General features: G+C 63.4%; 12 protein-coding genes. 7 read left to right on the top strand and 5 right to left on the bottom strand.

The features are described 5' to 3' along the window. Positions 1-3 precede the first annotated feature (3 nt). The 6 genes from mutS (at position 4) to ABIB57_RS26075 (ending at position 9,461) form a co-directional block, all read left to right on the top strand. On the top strand, positions 4-2,715 hold the full coding sequence (mutS, locus tag ABIB57_RS26100; protein WP_354044340.1) for a DNA mismatch repair protein MutS: 2,712 nt from the start codon (positions 4-6) through the stop codon (positions 2,713-2,715). Then, a complete protein-coding gene (locus ABIB57_RS26095) occupies positions 2,696-5,500 on the top strand; it encodes a [protein-PII] uridylyltransferase (protein WP_354044339.1) in 2,805 nt (934 codons plus the stop codon). The genes mutS and ABIB57_RS26095 overlap by 20 nt, the downstream gene beginning before the upstream one ends. 144 nt (positions 5,501-5,644) lie before the next feature. Continuing rightward, the gene (gene murJ, locus ABIB57_RS26090; RefSeq protein ID WP_354044337.1) at positions 5,645-7,207 is read left to right on the top strand and encodes a murein biosynthesis integral membrane protein MurJ; all 1,563 of its coding nucleotides are present in this window, start codon (positions 5,645-5,647) and stop codon (positions 7,205-7,207) included. 84 nt (positions 7,208-7,291) lie between these two features. After that, the gene (gene trpS / locus ABIB57_RS26085) at positions 7,292-8,323 is read left to right on the top strand and encodes a tryptophan--tRNA ligase (RefSeq protein WP_354044336.1); all 1,032 of its coding nucleotides are present in this window, start codon (positions 7,292-7,294) and stop codon (positions 8,321-8,323) included. Between the two features lie 8 nt (positions 8,324-8,331). Continuing rightward, positions 8,332-8,805 (top strand): universal stress protein, encoded by a 474-nt coding sequence (locus tag ABIB57_RS26080; RefSeq protein WP_354044335.1) that lies wholly within the window; start codon positions 8,332-8,334, stop codon positions 8,803-8,805. A gap of 86 nt (positions 8,806-8,891) precedes the next feature. Continuing rightward, a complete protein-coding gene (locus tag ABIB57_RS26075; protein WP_354044333.1) occupies positions 8,892-9,461 on the top strand; it encodes a NifU family protein in 570 nt (189 codons plus the stop codon). Positions 9,462-9,648: 187 nt separating this feature from the next. Here the strand turns inward: ABIB57_RS26075 and ABIB57_RS26070 are convergent, their stop codons facing one another. From ABIB57_RS26070 to ABIB57_RS26055, 4 genes are all read right to left on the bottom strand, one after another. Next, positions 9,649-10,560, bottom strand: coding sequence for an acetamidase/formamidase family protein (locus ABIB57_RS26070; protein ID WP_354044332.1), 912 nt, complete (start codon positions 10,558-10,560; stop codon positions 9,649-9,651). Positions 10,561-10,564: 4 nt separating this feature from the next. Continuing rightward, positions 10,565-11,593 carry a hemolysin family protein gene (locus tag ABIB57_RS26065; protein WP_354044331.1) on the bottom strand — a complete coding sequence of 343 codons (1,029 nt, stop codon included), beginning with the start codon at positions 11,591-11,593 and terminating at the stop codon, positions 10,565-10,567. A 75-nt stretch (positions 11,594-11,668) separates the two neighbouring features. After that, on the bottom strand, positions 11,669-12,115 hold the full coding sequence (ybeY, locus tag ABIB57_RS26060) for an rRNA maturation RNase YbeY (RefSeq protein WP_502914488.1): 447 nt from the start codon (positions 12,113-12,115) through the stop codon (positions 11,669-11,671). 23 nt (positions 12,116-12,138) lie between these two features. Beyond that, positions 12,139-13,200, bottom strand: a complete 1,062-nt coding sequence (locus ABIB57_RS26055) for a PhoH family protein (RefSeq protein WP_502914487.1) — start codon at positions 13,198-13,200, stop codon at positions 12,139-12,141. Positions 13,201-13,392: 192 nt separating this feature from the next. On the opposite strand from ABIB57_RS26055, the gene ABIB57_RS26050 reads away from it, so the two are divergent. After that, positions 13,393-14,079 carry a class I SAM-dependent methyltransferase gene (locus ABIB57_RS26050; RefSeq protein WP_502914486.1) on the top strand — a complete coding sequence of 229 codons (687 nt, stop codon included), beginning with the start codon at positions 13,393-13,395 and terminating at the stop codon, positions 14,077-14,079. Here the strand turns inward: ABIB57_RS26050 and miaB are convergent. Beyond that, complete coding sequence (gene miaB / locus ABIB57_RS26045; RefSeq protein WP_354044328.1) at positions 14,076-15,473, bottom strand: tRNA (N6-isopentenyl adenosine(37)-C2)-methylthiotransferase MiaB; 1,398 nt, start codon at positions 15,471-15,473, stop codon at positions 14,076-14,078. The two genes, ABIB57_RS26050 and miaB, sit on opposite strands and share 4 nt — an antisense overlap. Positions 15,474-15,545 lie beyond the last annotated feature (72 nt).

The following is a 15,545-nucleotide window of genomic DNA, read 5'->3' as shown; positions in this document are numbered from 1 at the left end:
TTGATGGACCAAACGCCTTTCGATCCTCCCGCCGAGCCCCTGGTGCTGACGCCCATGATGGCGCAGTATTTCGAGATCAAGGCGGTCAATCCGGGCTATCTGCTGTTCTATCGCATGGGCGATTTCTACGAGCTGTTCTTCGAGGACGCCGAGATCGCCAGCGCCGCTTTGGGCATCGTTCTGACCCGTCGCGGCAAGCATCTGGGCCAGGATATCCGCATGTGCGGCGTGCCCATCCACGCCGCCAATGACTATCTCAACAAGCTGATCCGCCTTGGCCATCGCGTCGCCTTGTGCGAGCAGGTCGAAGACCCCGCCGAAGCCAAGAAGCGCGGCGGCAAGTCGGTGGTCAAGCGCGATGTCGTTCGCCTGATTACCCCTGGCACGCTGACCGAGGATGATCACCTCCAGGCCCGCTCTTCCAATTATCTCGCCGCCCTCGCCATGGTGCGTCACGGCGATACCGATTTCGCGCTGGCTTGGGCCGATGTCTCGACCGGGGAAACCGCCTGCCTCGACCTCACCGCCGAAGCCTTGCAGGACGAACTCGCCCGCATCGATCCCGCCGAACTGCTGCTGACCGAGGCCACCCGCACGCTGATGCGCGAACGCCACCTACTGCCGCCCTCGATTGTTGCCGTGACGTCGCTGGTGCCAGCCGAAGTGTTTGACAGCGAAGCCGCCCTAGCCCAGCTGCGCGCCGCCTTCCCGGCCGATCTCTACGATCCGACCGTGCTGACCCGCGCCGCCCGCGCGGCTCTCGGGGCGTTGGTGGCCTATGTCCGCGAGTCCCAAAAGGGCCTCGCCCCCGTCGCCCTTCGCCCGCCCTCGGATGCCTATGCCGCCCCCCATATGGCGATCGATCAGGCCACGCGCTCGTCGCTCGAAATCCTCGTCACCCAGCGCGGTCAGTCCAAGGGCTCACTGCGGGATGCCATCGACCTGACCGTCACCGGCCCAGGCTCGCGCCTGCTCGCCACCCGCCTCGCCGCCCCACTTTGCGATGCCGCCGAAATCAACCACCGCCTCGATGCGGTGGCGGCCCTGGTCGATAACGGCATGCTGGCCGCCCGCCTCCGCGCCGATCTCAAGACCGTGCCCGATCTAGCCCGCGCCCTCACCCGGCTCGCGCTCGACCGTGGCGGCCCGCGCGATCTGGCCGCCATCGGCACCGGCGTCGCCGCCGCCTCGGCCCTGGCCGCCCATTTCGCCACCATGCCCGACGTGCCGCCTATCTTGCGCCGCATCGCCGATTGCCTCGCAGCCGCCCCGCTCGATCTGGCGTCTGAACTGACCCTCGCCATCGCCGATGAGCCGCCTTTGCAGGCCCGCGATGGCGGCTTCGTGCGCAAGGGCTATGACGGCAAGCTCGATGGCGAACGTGCTCTCGCCAGTGAAACCCGCGAGGTCGTTGCCGCCCTGCAATCGCGCCTGATCGAGGAGACTGAGGTCCGCTCGCTCAAGATCCGCCACAACGGCGTCCTCGGCTATTTCGTCGAGGTCCCCGCCGGTCAGGGTTCGCGTCTCCTCGAAGAGCCGTTGCGCGCCACCTTCATCCATCGCCAGACACTTGCCAACGCCATGCGCTTCACCACCGCAGAGCTGGCCGATCTCGAGGGCCACATCGCCCGCGCTCATGAAGCGGCGCTCGACCTCGAACTCAAGATTTTCGCCAGCCTGCGCTACGATGTCCTCAGCCGCACCGATGCCCTGCGCGAACTGGCCGATGCGCTCGCCGAACTTGATGTCACCGCTGGTCTCGCCCACCTCGCCGCCACCCGCAATTATGCCCGGCCCGAGATCGACACCTCCCTCGCCTTCGATATCCGCGCCGGCCGCCACCCGGTTGTCGAGGATATGGTGGCGGCCGAAGGTCACAGTTTCGTGGCCAACGATGCCGACCTATCCGGCTCCGACGCCATCGGGGGTGGCCGCCTCTGGCTGGTCACCGGCCCGAACATGGGCGGCAAATCCACTTTCCTGCGCCAAAACGCGCTGATCGCGATCCTCGCGCAAATGGGCAGTTTCGTGCCCGCCGCCTCCGCCCATATCGGCGTCATCGACCGCGTCTTCTCGCGCGTTGGCGCCAGCGACGATATCGCCCATGGCCGCTCCACCTTCATGGTGGAAATGGTCGAAACCGCCGCTATCCTCAACCGCGCGACGCGGCGAAGCCTGGTCATTCTCGACGAAATTGGCCGCGGCACCGCCACTTTCGATGGCCTCTCGATCGCCTGGGCGGCTGTCGAAGCCTTGCACGAAACCACCGGTTGCCGCGCCCTCTTTGCCACCCATTTCCACGAACTCACTAGCCTGCAGAAAACCCTCACTCGCGTTTGCAACGTAACCATGAAGGTACGTGAGTGGGAGGGCGATGTCGTGTTCCTGCACGAAGTGGGCGCCGGCGCCGCGGATCGCTCCTATGGCATCCAGGTCGCCCGTCTCGCCGGCCTGCCCGAGCCAGTGCTGGCCCGCGCCCGCCAAGTCCTCGCCGTGCTGGAGCAGCGCTCGGCGGGCACGGCCTCTTCCGGCAGCAACGCTGCCGTGCTAGACGATTTGCCGTTGTTTGCGCACCGGCCTCCCCCGGTAAAAGCCGCCACCGACCCCGTTGCCGAAAAGCTCGACGCCGTCCGACCTGACGAAATGACCCCCAAGCAAGCTATCGAGCTGATCTACGAGTTGAAGAAAATCCGCGATGCCGCTCGCCGAAGCTGACGTCAAACCGCGAAAACCCCAGTTCGCGCTGAAAACCGCGTCCACCATCCTGGATGAGCTCGATGCCCTGATTGGCGCCGAGCCCCCCAAGAGCGCCGCCGCACGCGCTCTAGTGCTCGCCCATGTCCGCCAGACCCTGGCCGATGCCCGCACCTCCGCTGAAGCCGAATTGCTGGCCACCAGCAAGGGCACCCGCTGCGCCGAAAACCTGTCCTCGGCCCAGGACGAAATCATTTCTGCGGTGCACCAATTCGCCATTCGCCGCGTCTACCCGGTCGATAATCCCTCCGGTGCTGAAGCCATTGCGCTCGCCGCTGTCGGCGGCTACGGCCGCGGCACCCTGGCCCCCGGCTCCGACATCGATCTGCTGTTCATCCTGCCCTACAAACAGACGCCCTGGGGCGAGCAGGTCACCGAATACATCCTCTACATGCTGTGGGACCTGGGCCAGAAGGTCGGCCATGCCGTCCGCTCGGTGGATGAATGCATCCGCATGGCCCGCGCCGATATGACCGTGCGCACCGCGACGCTCGAAGCGCGCTTTCTCACCGGCGAAATGAGCCTGTTCAAACAGCTCGTGCATCGCTTCGAAACCGAAATCATGCCCCGCACCGGCCCCGAATTCATCGCCGCCAAGATGGCCGAGCGCGACGAACGCCACCGCATCATGGGCAATACCCGCTATGTGGTGGAGCCCAATATCAAGGACGGCAAGGGCGGGCTGCGCGATCTCAATACCCTGTTCTGGATCGGCAAATATTTCTACCAGGTCAAGACCAGCCATGAACTGGTCGGCAAGGGCGTGCTCAGCCCCGCCGAATACCGCCTGTTCTCGCGCGCCGAGGACTTCTTGTGGGCGGTGCGCTGCCACCTGCATTTCCTCACCAATCGCGCCGAGGACAAGCTGACCTTCGACGTGCAGCCCGAACTGGCCCAACGCATGGGCTATGCCGAGCGTGTCGGCATGCTGGGCGTCGAGCGCTTCATGAAGCGCTATTTCCTCGTCGCCAAGGATGTGGGGGACCTGACCCGCATTTTCTGCGCCAGCCTCGAATTCAACCACGCCAAGGACATGGACCTGATCGGCCGCGTTTTCGCGCCATTCCGCTCGGGCAAGTCCAAGATCAAGGGCGAAACGGACTTCGTCCTCGACACCGGCCGCCTCAACATCGCCCGCCCGGACGTGTTCGAAACAGACCCAGTCAACCTGATCAAGATGTTCCTCGTGGCTGGTCGCGAGGAACTACTGTTCCACCCCGATGCGATCAAGGAAATCACCCGCTCGCTGGCGCTGATCGACAACGATCTACGCCATGACCCCAAGGCCAACAGCTATTTCCTGACCATCCTGACCGCCCCGCTTTCGGTCGAGCGCATTCTGCGCCAGATGAACGAAAGCGGCGTTTTAGGCAAGTTCGTGCCCGATTTCGGCAAGATCGTCGCCCTGATGCAGTTCAACATGTACCACCACTATACGGTGGACGAGCACCTGATCCGCGCCGTCGGCGTCATGGCCCAGATTGCCAATGGGGGCCTGCGCGACGAGCTGCCGCTGACCCACGAATTGCTGCCCCAGCTCAACGATACGCGCCTGCTCTATGTGGCGCTGTTCCTGCACGATATCGCCAAGGGCCGCCCCGAGGATCACTCGATCGCCGGCGCCCGCATCGCCAGGAAGCTGTGCCCACGCTTTGGTCTCAGCGCCGCCGAAACCGATACCGTGTCCTGGCTGATCGAATATCACCTGCTGATGAGCGAGGTCGCCCAAGCCCGCGATATCCAGGATCCCGAAACCGCCAAGGCCTTCGCCGACGTGGTGCAATCGCCGCAGCGCCTAGCCCTGCTGATGATCCTCACCGCCTGCGATATCCGCGCCGTCGGGCCGGGCGTCTGGACCGGCTGGAAGGGCAGCCTGCTGCGTGCCCTCTATTACGCCACCGAGCCTCTGCTCTCGGGCGGCCATTCCCAGGTCACCCAATCCGACCGGATCGGCGCCGCCCGCCACGAACTGGCCCAGGCGCTCGACGGCTGGTCACCGAGCGATATCGCCAGCTATACTGCCCGCCAATACGATCACTACTGGCTGCGCGCCGAGCCCGAATTGCAGCTCGAACATGCCCGCATGATCCGCCATGCCGATATGGCCGAGCAGCCCTTTGCCGGCTCGATCCGTATCAAAGCCTTCGAGGGCATTACCGAGGTTTCGTTCTACACGCCCGACCATCCCCGCCTGCTGTCGCTGATCGCCGGCGCCTGTACCATGCAGGATGCATCTATCATCGGGGCGCAGATTTTCTCCACTCGCGACGGCCGCGCCATCGACACCTTCCGCCTCCGCCGCTCCTTCGCGTCGGACGAGGACGAAAAGGTCCGCGCCACGCGCATCATCGACACGGTCAAGCAATTGCTGCAGGGAAAGCGGACGATCCTGATCGATCTGGGCAAGGAATCGCGCCACAACAAGCGCCTGAAGCCGTTCGCGCTGCCCGCCCAGGTCAGCGTGTCCAACGCTCTCTCGGAAAAATTCACCGTCATCGAGGTGTCTGGCCTCGACCGCATGGGCCTTCTGCACGCGCTGACGCGCGAAATAAGCGATCTCAATCTCACCATTGGCTCGGCCCATATCGGCACCTATGGCGAAAAGGCCGTCGACGTCTTCTACGTCACCGACCTGACCGGCCAGAAGATCGCCAGCAAGCCCCGCCAGCGCAAAATCCACGACGCCCTCATGGCCGTGTTCCACGCCAAGCCAGCCGAAGAGCGCGCCAAGGTCGTCAATGGGTAGCTGGTGGGCGCGGCCTTACCCCCACCCAGCCTCCCCCTGTCAGGGGGAGGAACGGCGCGGTGATTGTTGCGCGTTTTTGCATGACATGCCGGCCCAGCTCCTCCCCCTGACAGGGGGAGGTCGGGTGGGGGTCCTGCACTTCCCATGAGCCTCTACCGCAATTTCATCAATGTCGGCGTGCTCACCCTGGGCAGCCGCGTCTTCGGCTTTGCCCGCGACGCTCTGATGGCCGCCGTGCTTGGCACCAGCCCCGCCGCCGATGCTTTTGCCGCAGCTTTCCGCTTCCCCAACCTGTTCCGCCGCCTGTTCGCCGAAGGCGCGTTCAACACCGCCTTCGTGCCGATGTTCTCGACCGCGCTCGAACGCGACGGTGCCGAGTCGGCCAAGCTGCTCGCCGCCAAGATCATGAGCTGGCTGGTGACCGCCATCCTGATCATCACCATCCTGTTCGAAATCTTCATGCCGCAGATCACGGTCTTCTTCGTGCCGGGCTTTGTCGATGATCCCCAAAAATTCGAACTGACGGTGTTCCTCACTCGCATCATGTTCCCGTACTTGGCCTGCATGTCGCTGATGGCCGCCTATGGGGCCATTCTCAACACGCTGGGCCGCTTCTTCGCCGCCGCCTTCGCGCCCATCCTGCTCAACATCGTCAACATCGCCGCGCTGGTCCCGCTGGCCATCATCGCGCTGGATAATCCCGCCGATACCGCCTTCTGGGTCGCCATCGCCACCATGCTGGGCGGCATCGCCCAATTGATGTTGGTCTATTGGGCCATCCGCCGCGCCGGCTTCGTGCCGCGCATCGGCCTGCCGCGGTTCGATCCCGAAGTGCGCCGCTTCTGGGTTCTGGCCATTCCGGCGATCCTGACTGGCGGCATCACCCAGATCAACATCATCGTCGGCACCACTATCGCTTCGGGCGCCAGTGGCGCCATCGCCATCCTGGGCCTTGCTGACCGGCTCTATCAACTCCCCCTCGGCATTGTGGGCATCGCCATCGGTACGGTCCTGTTGCCCGAGCTGTCCCGCCACATCGGTGCCGGCCGCGACAAGGAGGCTCGCACCAGCCAAAGCCAATCGCTGTTGCTCTCCATGCTGCTCTCCATGCCCGCCGCCACCGCTTTGGTCGGCCTCGCCACCCCGATCGTGCGCGTGCTCTATGAGCGCGGCCTGTTCAGCCCTGCCGATACCATCGCGGTGTCGCAGGCGCTGATCGGCTTCGCCATCGGCCTGCCCGCCTATGTGTTGATCCGCGTGCTGCAACCGGGCTATTTCTCGCGCAAGGACACCATGACGCCGACCATCTTCGCCGGCATTTCGGTGGTCGCCAATATCGGCCTGTCGCTCTGGCTGTTTCCGTCGCTGACCTATGTGGGCATCGCCCTGGCTACCACGATCGCGGCTTGGCTCAATGCCGTCCTACTGGGCGTTTTCCTCGCCATTCGCGGCCATTTCGCCCTCACTCGCGACGAATGGCGTAATCACCTCAAGATCATTCTCATCAGCCTGCTGATGGGCGGCGTGCTCTATCTCTTCGCCCTGCGCGGCGCCCACCTGTTGGCCACCGGCAGTCCCATCTATATCCAGGCCAGCGTCCTCGCTGCCCTCGTGGTATTCGGCATGGCGCTCTATTTCACCCTGATCCATATCTCCGGCGCCCAGCCTTTGGGGATGCTCCTCAAGCGCCTGCGCCGCGCCGGCTGACGTGCACGGTCACCAACTCTGCGGTTCCAAATAGTCGCGTTCGCCTATAATGGTTGCCGACTGTCTCCTGTTGGGTTCTTTTTCATGGCCTTCACCCCGCGCGTCTTTTCGGGCATTCAGCCTTCGGGCGATCTGCACCTCGGCAATTATCTCGGCGCTATCCGCCGGTTTGTCCCCCTTCAAGACACCCACGATTGCATCTATTGCGTCGTCGACATGCATGCCATCACCGTCTGGCAGGACCCCGACGATCTGCGCCGCGCCACTCGCGAAGTCGCCGCCGCTTTCATCGCTGCGGGCGTCGATCCCAAGCGCTCGATCATTTTCAACCAGTCCCAGATCGTCCAGCATGCCGAACTGGCCTGGGTCTTCAACTGTATCGCGCGCATGGGCTGGATGAGCCGCATGACCCAGTTCAAGGACAAGGCGGGCAAGAATTCCGAGAACGTCTCGCTCGGCCTTTTTGCCTATCCCAGCCTGATGGCCGCCGATATCCTCCTCTACAAGGCCACCCATGTACCGGTCGGCGACGACCAGAAGCAGCATCTTGAACTGACGCGCGACATCGCCGCCAAGTTCAACAATGATTATGCCGCGTCCATCGCCAAGGAAGGCTTCGAGCCCGATTTCTTCCCCATCACCGAGCCCTTGATCGCCGGTCCTGCCACCCGCATCATGAGCCTGCGCGACGGCACCAAGAAGATGAGCAAGTCCGATCCCTCGGATCAGTCGCGCATTTCTCTGCTCGACGATGCCGATACGATCGCCAAGAAGATCAAGCGCGCCACGACCGATCCAGAGCCGCTGCCCGAAACCGTCGAAGGCCTCAAGGGCCGCGCCGAAGCCGACAATCTCGTCGGCATCTATGCGGCGCTTTCCGACAAGACCAAGGCCGATGTGATCGCCGAGTACGGCGGCAAGGGCTGGGGCACCTTCAAGCCCGCGCTGGCGGAGCTCGCCGTCGCGGTCCTCGCTCCCATAGCCAGCGAAATGCGCCGCTTGATCGACGACACTACCGCCATCGACGCCGTATTGCGCGACGGCGCCGAGCGTGGTTCGGTCATTGCCGAGGCGACCATGAAAGACGTCCGCCGCATCGTCGGCTTCATTCGGTAGGAGTTTCCATGGCCGAACACAGCGAATACCGGCGCAAATTCCTCGTCGTCATCGACGAAACGCCCGAATGCGACCGCGCCCTCACCTTTGCCGCGTACCGCACCAAGCGTACCGGCGGCACGGTTGTGCTGATGAGCGTGGTCGAGCCCCCCGGCTTTGTTGGCCTGGGCGTCGAGGATGTTCTGCGCGCCGAGGCCGTCGAGGAGGCCGAGCGCAATCTGGACGTCCGCCTGGCCCGTCTCAGGGACATTGGCGACATCAAGGTGGAATCGGTCATTCGCGAGGGTGACGCGGCCGAGCAGATCGAGCGCGTCATCGGCGAAGACCGCGATATAGCCATCCTGGCGCTCGCGGCCTCCGTCTCGGCCGACGGTCCCGGCCCGCTGGTGTTGCATTTCGCCAACCGGGCCAACGCCTTGCCAATCCCCCTGACCATCGTCCCCGGCCGCATGACTGACGAGGAAATCATCGCCATCTGCTAGGCCGAATCCCCCTTGCTTCCGCGCCCAAAAACACTATTTTAGAAGCATTCTAATTCTTACCGCGCCCTTGCCGCGAGGATACTTTCATGTTCATCCAGACCGAAGCCACACCCAATCCGGCGACCCTCAAGTTCCTTCCCGGCCGCGACGTGCTCGAGGGCGAACCGCGCGATTTCCGTAATCCAGAAGCCGCGGCGATCTCGCCGCTGGCTATGGGCCTGTTCGCCATTTCCGGCGTCAGTGGCGTGTTCCTGGGTTCCGATTTCATATCGGTGACCAAGGACGATACCAACTGGGCTCATATCAAGCCGGCGATTCTCGGCGTCATCATGGACCACTTCCTCTCCGGCAAGCCGGTGATCATGGAAAACACCTCCGGCGTGGCTACGGAAGTCTACGGTGGCGAAGAGTTCTTCGAAGCCGAAGACAGCGAGACCGTCGAAGTGATCAAGGAGTTGCTATCGACCCGCGTCCGCCCTGCGGTGGCCATGGACGGCGGCGACATCATCTTCAAAGGCTATAAGGAAGGCACGGTCTTCCTTCACATGCAGGGTGCATGTTCCGGTTGCCCCTCCTCGACCGCCACCCTCAAGAATGGCATCGAAAATCTGCTCCGCCATTTCGTTCCCGGCGTCGAAGCCGTGCAGCAGGTCTAATTTAGCAGTCTAGCAGCAAGCCAAAGCCCCGGTGATCACATCGCCGGGGCTTTTGTTTGCCACGTTCTCACCCACCCACTGACCTTCCCGCGGACTTGATCCGCGGGCCACTCTCAGTACGGCACAAGCTGAGAATGATCCCCGGATCAAGTCCGGGGACAGATCGTGGGTGTTGCTTGCGCGGTGATTACACCACCTGCGGCGGCAACCACTTCTTCTCGACCTTGCACACCATCGTATAGGCCGGATCGAATACATTGCCGACCTCGTAGCGCACCACCTGCCCCAGCAGATGGCTCACCGCCGTGGCGCTCAAGCCATAATCGGTCATCAGCCAGTCCAGCATTTCCGTCGTGGCATGTTGCAGCGCCTGATCCAACGGCCGCGCATTGCCCACCGTGAAGATCGCCTCCGCCGTCTCGCCCCGCGGCCAGACCTGTTTGCGCGCCTTGACCACGCTCAGCCGCACTTCGACTTCGAACGCCGTCTCCACGCCGGTGCCGACAATCTCGCCATCGCCCTGGATGGCATGGCAGTCGCCGAGGAAGAACAACGCCCCAGGCACCGCCACCGGAAACCACACCTTGGCGCCGGGGCCGAAGCCGCGATAATCCATATTGCCGCCATTCTCGGCGCTGGTGGCGGTCGAAAATGCCTGTCCCAGGCTCGGCGCCACTCCGAAACAGCCGATCATCGGCCCCAGCGGCAGCACCAGATGCTCAAGTCCGGCCACCGGCTGCTCCAGCCGCGCCGTGCCGTTCTCGATAATCCACTGCACCCGATCCGCCGATGGCAAAGTCCGCACGCGTTCCGGATCGACCACGTTCCCGGCCAGCACCGCACGGGTCCAGCCCCGGTCGCGGATCGGCGTCATCCGTACGATCTCGACACACAGCGCATCGCCCGGTTCTGCGCCAGTAATAAAAATCGGCCCGTTCATCGGATTGGGACCGTGGGCACGGCTGACCCCGTCCTTGTCAAACCCAGCCGCATCCAGCGTCTGCGTTACCACGCTGTCGCCATCCGCCACGGTCAGGGCCGCCGGCAGCGTGCCCAGCACGTTGTGCCACACGCTGGGCTCGAGCCGATGCAAGGTCATGGGTCTACTCCGCTGCCGCCGCTTTTTCGCTGTCGCTGCGCTGGTCGGTAATCGCCAGCGTTTCGGTCTCGCTTGCCTTGCGGCGAATGCGCAGCCGCTTGATGCGCCGGCTATCGGCCGCCAGCACTTCGAATTCAAAACCCTCGAGCCGCGTCACTTTCTCGCCGCGCTTGGGCACATGGCCGGCCAGATCGAACACCAGCCCGCCAATGGTGTCGACCTCGTCGCCATATTCGCCCGGATCGAAATCCGGCCCGATCAGCGTGCGCACATCGCTCAGCTCCGCCCGCGCGTCGGCGATATAAGTATCGACGCCCACCTTGCGGATCAGCGCCGCTTCCAACTCGTCGTGCTCGTCCTCGATATCGCCGACGACGGCCTCCAGCAGGTCCTCAATGGTCACAAGGCCATCGGTGCCGCCATACTCGTCCACCACGATGGCCATATGCACGCGGCTGGCGCGCATCGACTGCAGCAGGTCGCCCACCGGCATGGTGGTGGGCACGAACATCGCCGTGCGCAGCAGGTCGAGCCTGTTGATCTTCTGCTTGAGCGCCGCCGAAACCAGCTTGACCGGGATATCCTTGGTCGGATCGGCTACCGGCTCGGTGATACGCTGCAGCGCGTCCTTGACGTGGATGAAGCCGATAATGTTATCGAGCCCGTCCTCATAGATCGGCATGCGCGAATGGCCGACCTGACGGAATTTCCCCAGCAAAGCGCCAAGATTGATATCAATACCGGCAGCCTGTATGTCGCTTCGTTCCACCATCACGTCGGCCACCGACACGTTGGAGAGCTTCAGCACATTCTGCAGAATCGTCCGCTCGCTCTCGGAGAAGTCCGCAGTCTCTGCGCTCCCCTGCTCGTCGAGTGCGACTTGCAGGTCGTCGCGCAGTGAAACCGTGCCGCGGGCCAGCATGGCGCGGAAGCGATTCCAGATCGAGGGCCCCCGCGCAGGCGCGGAGGCGGGACTAGAAGGAGGCTCGGGGTTTTCGGGTGCGCGCGGCACCAAACTGTCGCTGTCGTTCATGGTCTCTCGCCGCCCAAGGAGCAGCTATCTGTTCTCAAAACGGGATAATGCGTGGAGTAATATAGGGGGGCTGCGCTAATCGGCATAGGGGTCGTCGATCCCCAATGTGGCCAATATGCGCGTTTCGAGGCTTTCCATCTCGGTTGCCTCCTCATCGTTGAGATGATCATAGCCCAGAATGTGCAGGAACCCATGCACCACCAGATGGGTGAAATGCGCTTCGAAGGTCACGCCTTGATCGGCGGCTTCCCGCTCCAGCGTTTCGCGCGCCAGCGTTATATCGCCCAGAATGCCGACGACGGGGCCAAATGGCTCTATCTGCGGAAAGCTCAGCACATTGGTGGACGAATCCTTGCCGCGCCACTGCTTGTTGAGCTCGTGCTGCTCCTCGTCATTGGTCAGCAGGATCGACAGTTCCGCCGCGCCCTTGACCTTGGCTTTGGATTGCTTGAGTGCCTCCAGCACGGCGCGCTCGGCCAGAGGATCAAGATCCTCCGGCCAGGCTTCATCATTGCGATTGATGTCGATGTGCAGTGGCGAAGCAGTCAGCGCACGACCCCTTCGGTGGCCTTGTCGGCGAGCCGCTTGGCTGTGTCGGCCTCGTAGGCACGCACGATGCGCCCGACGAGAGCGTGGCGCACCACGTCCTTATCGTTGAAGCGGCTGATATGCACGCCCTCGACGCCGTCGAGCAGCCCCACGGCCTCCACCAGCCCCGATTTCTCGCCGCGCGGCAGGTCGACCTGGGTCGGATCGCCGGTGACGATCATCTTCGAGTTCTCACCCAAACGGGTCAAAAACATCTTCATCTGCATCGAGGTGGTGTTCTGCGCCTCATCGAGGATGACGACGGCATTCGCCAGCGTCCGCCCGCGCATGAAGGCGAGTGGCGCGACTTCGATAATGCCCGAGGTCAGGCACCGTTCGACGTTTTCCGGCTTCATCATGTCGTAGAGCGCGTCATAGAGCGGGCGCAGATAGGGATCGACCTTTTCCTTCATGTCGCCGGGCAAAAAGCCCAACCGCTCACCGGCTTCCACAGCCGGACGCGACAGGATGATGCGGTTGATATCGCCGCGTTCGAGCAGGCTCGCCGCATGTGCTACCGCCAGATAAGTCTTGCCCGTACCGGCTGGGCCTACGCCAAACACCAGTTCGGAGCGCTCCATGGCGCGCATATAGGCATCCTGTGCCGGCGTGCGGGCGACGACGGTGGATTTGCGCGTGGCGATCTGTGCCATGCGCACTTTTCCCTTGCGCTCCAGCGTGGGCAGGGTGAGTTGGCTGTCTTCGGTTTCGATCATGCGGATGACGCCATCGACGTCGGAAATCTCGACCGATCGGCCTTCTTCCAAAACGCCGTAGAGCGATTCCAGCACGCGGCGCGCCTGGTCGACGCTGCTTGCGGCACCCTTGATCAGTACGTGATTGCCGCGCGGAGTTGCCGAAACCTTCAGCCTTTGTTCGATCAAGGCAAGGTTCTGGTCGAAATCGCCGTACAACTGGGCGGCGAGCCGATTGTCTTCAAAAGCGAGTTCAAGTTGGGATGCGAGTGCGTTGTCTGCGGTCGGGGACAAATGCCTGCTCAAACTAGAATGGCTCCACAATGAAGTGGCGCGGGTTGCCCCGCGCTCGGGGGAACACGGTGCGGGCTTGCACCGCGTTAGACTCAAGAGGCTAGGCGGATTTGCGTTCCGTGTCTGTAGCAATATTGTGACTGCTCAGGACCGAGACAAGAGGCTTGGGGAACAGTTCAGCAGGCTTGACATTGAGACGCCATTTGTAACAATAAATGTTACATGAGAAACGATCACCCTTTGCCTGCCGCGTCAGCCTTTAACGCCGACCACGCGCGGTCCTATGCCGAAGGCCCGCCCCGCCAGGTTCCCGGCTTCGCCGGCCTGCAGCGCATGACTTCGATGCTGCTGGCCGAGCGCGTCCCCGCCGAGGGAAAAATCCTGGTACTGGGGGCAGGGGGCGGCCTGGAGCTGAAAACCCTCGCCGACGATCACCCGCGCTGGACGTTTGCCGGCATCGACCCCTCGGCCGACATGCTGGCGGTTGCGGCGCAGATCGTGGAACCGCACGCTACCCGGATTGAGCTGCAACAAGGCTATATCGACTCCGCCCCGATCGGCCCATTCGACGGCGCCACCTGCCTGCTGACCCTGCATTTCGTGCCCCGCGAGAGGCGGCTCGACACCCTGCGCCAAGTCCATCATCGCCTGGTGCCGGGCGCACCCTTCGTGGTCGCCCATATCAGCTTTCCGCAAACCGAGCCCGAACGATCCCTGTGGATCGCCCGCCACGTCGCCTTCGGCGGCACCGACCCCGCCAATGTGGAAAGCGCCAGACAGGCGATCGGCACCAGGCTCTCCATCCTGTCGCCCGAGGACGACGAAGCCCTGTTGCGCGAGGCCGGGTTTTCCGATGTCAGCCTGTTCTATGCCGGCCTGAGTTTCAAAGGCTGGTTGGCCTACGCCTAGGCCGCCTGTGCGACTTTGAGCCGCCCCACCAGCGAGTTGGTGCTGGTGCCGACGATTTCTACCTGGTGGATCGCGCCGATCAGATCGGGGCTCCCGTCCAGATGCACCGCTTGCAGGTAGGGCGAGCGTCCGCCCACCTGTCCCGGCATCCGCCCCGGCCGCTCGATCAGCACCGGCATGGTCTTGCCCACGCAGGCGGCATGAAACGCCGTGGTCTGCGCGTTGACCAGGTCCTGCAGTCGATGCAGTCGCTCGGTCTTGATCTCCTCGGCGATCTGGCCGCCCAGGTTCGCGCCCGGCGTGCCCGGCCGCGTCGAGTATTTGAACGAATAGGCCGATGCATAACCCACGTCGCGGATGATGCTCAGCGTGTCCTCGAAATCCTGCTCGGTCTCGCCCGGAAACCCGACGATGAAATCGCCCGATAGCGCCATGTCCGGCCGCGCCGTCTTGATGCGCTCGATGGTCCTGAGGTACTCGGCCGCCGTGTGCCGCCGGTTCATCGCCTTGAGCATAGTGTCGGAGCCCGACTGCACCGGCAGGTGCAGGTAGGGCATCAAAATATCCAGGTCGCGATGCGCCGCGATCAGGGCGTCGTCCATATCGCGCGGATGGCTGGTCGTATAGCGCACGCGCTCCAGCCCGGCGATGTCCGCCAGCAGATAGGCGAGTTCGCCCAATCCGACCGTCCGCCCAGCCGCATCCAACCCGTGATAGGCATTCACGTTCTGCCCCAGCAGGGTGATTTCCTTCACCCCTGCAGCAACGAGATTACGCGCCTCGGTCAGCACTTGGCTCACCGGCCGCGACACTTCAGAGCCGCGCGTATAAGGCACGACACAGAACGCGCAGAATTTATCGCAGCCTTCCTGCACCGTCAAAAAGGCCGTCAGCCCGCGCTTGATCGTGACTTCCTTGGAAGCGGCCGGCAGGTGCTCGAACTTGTCTTCTTCAGGATAGTCGGTATCCACCACCGCCCGCTGCTGGCTGGGATGAAGGCTGCGCCGTGACGCGGCTTCGCTCAGCATCTCGGGCAGGCGATGATAGCTCTGCGGCCCGAACACCATGTCGACCACCGGCGCCCGCCGGGCGATTTCCTCGCCCTCGGCCTGCGCCACGCAACCGGCGACGCCGATCATCAGGTCGGCCCCCGCGGCGCGGCGGAGGTCTTGCAATTCCTTCATGCGGCCCAGCTCGGAAAACACCTTTTCGCTCGCCTTTTCGCGAATGTGGCAGGTGTTGAGCAGCACCAGGTCGGCCGCCATGATGTCGCCAGTCGGCTCATAGCCGTGCGGCGCCAAGGCGTCGGCCATGCGGTCACTGTCATAGACGTTCATCTGGCACCCGTAGGTCTTGATGAACAGCTTCTTGGTATTGGCGATAATCTCGGTCATGGGCGCTCTTTACCAGAGACTCCCAGCCGCCGCAAAGCTTGGCGCAACCTTGCCGGCACTACCCCGTTGACC

Source organism: Devosia sp. UYZn731, from assembly GCF_040546795.1.
Lineage (GTDB): Bacteria > Pseudomonadota > Alphaproteobacteria > Rhizobiales > Devosiaceae > Devosia.
The sequence above is the reverse complement of the archived record's forward strand: the minus strand, read 5'-3'. Positions and strand labels throughout refer to the sequence as shown.

What these genes read in the sequence shown, in the direction of transcription:
- mutS (WP_354044340.1), top strand. Translation starts at nt 4, where the DNA reads ATGGACCAAACGCCTTTCGATCCTCCCGCCGAGCCCCTGGTGCTGACG.
- ABIB57_RS26095 (WP_354044339.1), top strand. Translation starts at nt 2,696, where the DNA reads ATGCCGCTCGCCGAAGCTGACGTCAAACCGCGAAAACCCCAGTTCGCG.
- murJ (WP_354044337.1), top strand. Translation starts at nt 5,645, where the DNA reads ATGAGCCTCTACCGCAATTTCATCAATGTCGGCGTGCTCACCCTGGGC.
- trpS (WP_354044336.1), top strand. Translation starts at nt 7,292, where the DNA reads ATGGCCTTCACCCCGCGCGTCTTTTCGGGCATTCAGCCTTCGGGCGAT.
- ABIB57_RS26080 (WP_354044335.1), top strand. Translation starts at nt 8,332, where the DNA reads ATGGCCGAACACAGCGAATACCGGCGCAAATTCCTCGTCGTCATCGAC.
- ABIB57_RS26075 (WP_354044333.1), top strand. Translation starts at nt 8,892, where the DNA reads ATGTTCATCCAGACCGAAGCCACACCCAATCCGGCGACCCTCAAGTTC.
- ABIB57_RS26070 (WP_354044332.1), bottom strand. Translation starts at nt 10,560, where the DNA reads ATGACCTTGCATCGGCTCGAGCCCAGCGTGTGGCACAACGTGCTGGGC.
- ABIB57_RS26065 (WP_354044331.1), bottom strand. Translation starts at nt 11,593, where the DNA reads ATGAACGACAGCGACAGTTTGGTGCCGCGCGCACCCGAAAACCCCGAG.
- ABIB57_RS26050 (WP_502914486.1), top strand. Translation starts at nt 13,393, where the DNA reads ATGAGAAACGATCACCCTTTGCCTGCCGCGTCAGCCTTTAACGCCGAC.
- miaB (WP_354044328.1), bottom strand. Translation starts at nt 15,473, where the DNA reads ATGACCGAGATTATCGCCAATACCAAGAAGCTGTTCATCAAGACCTAC.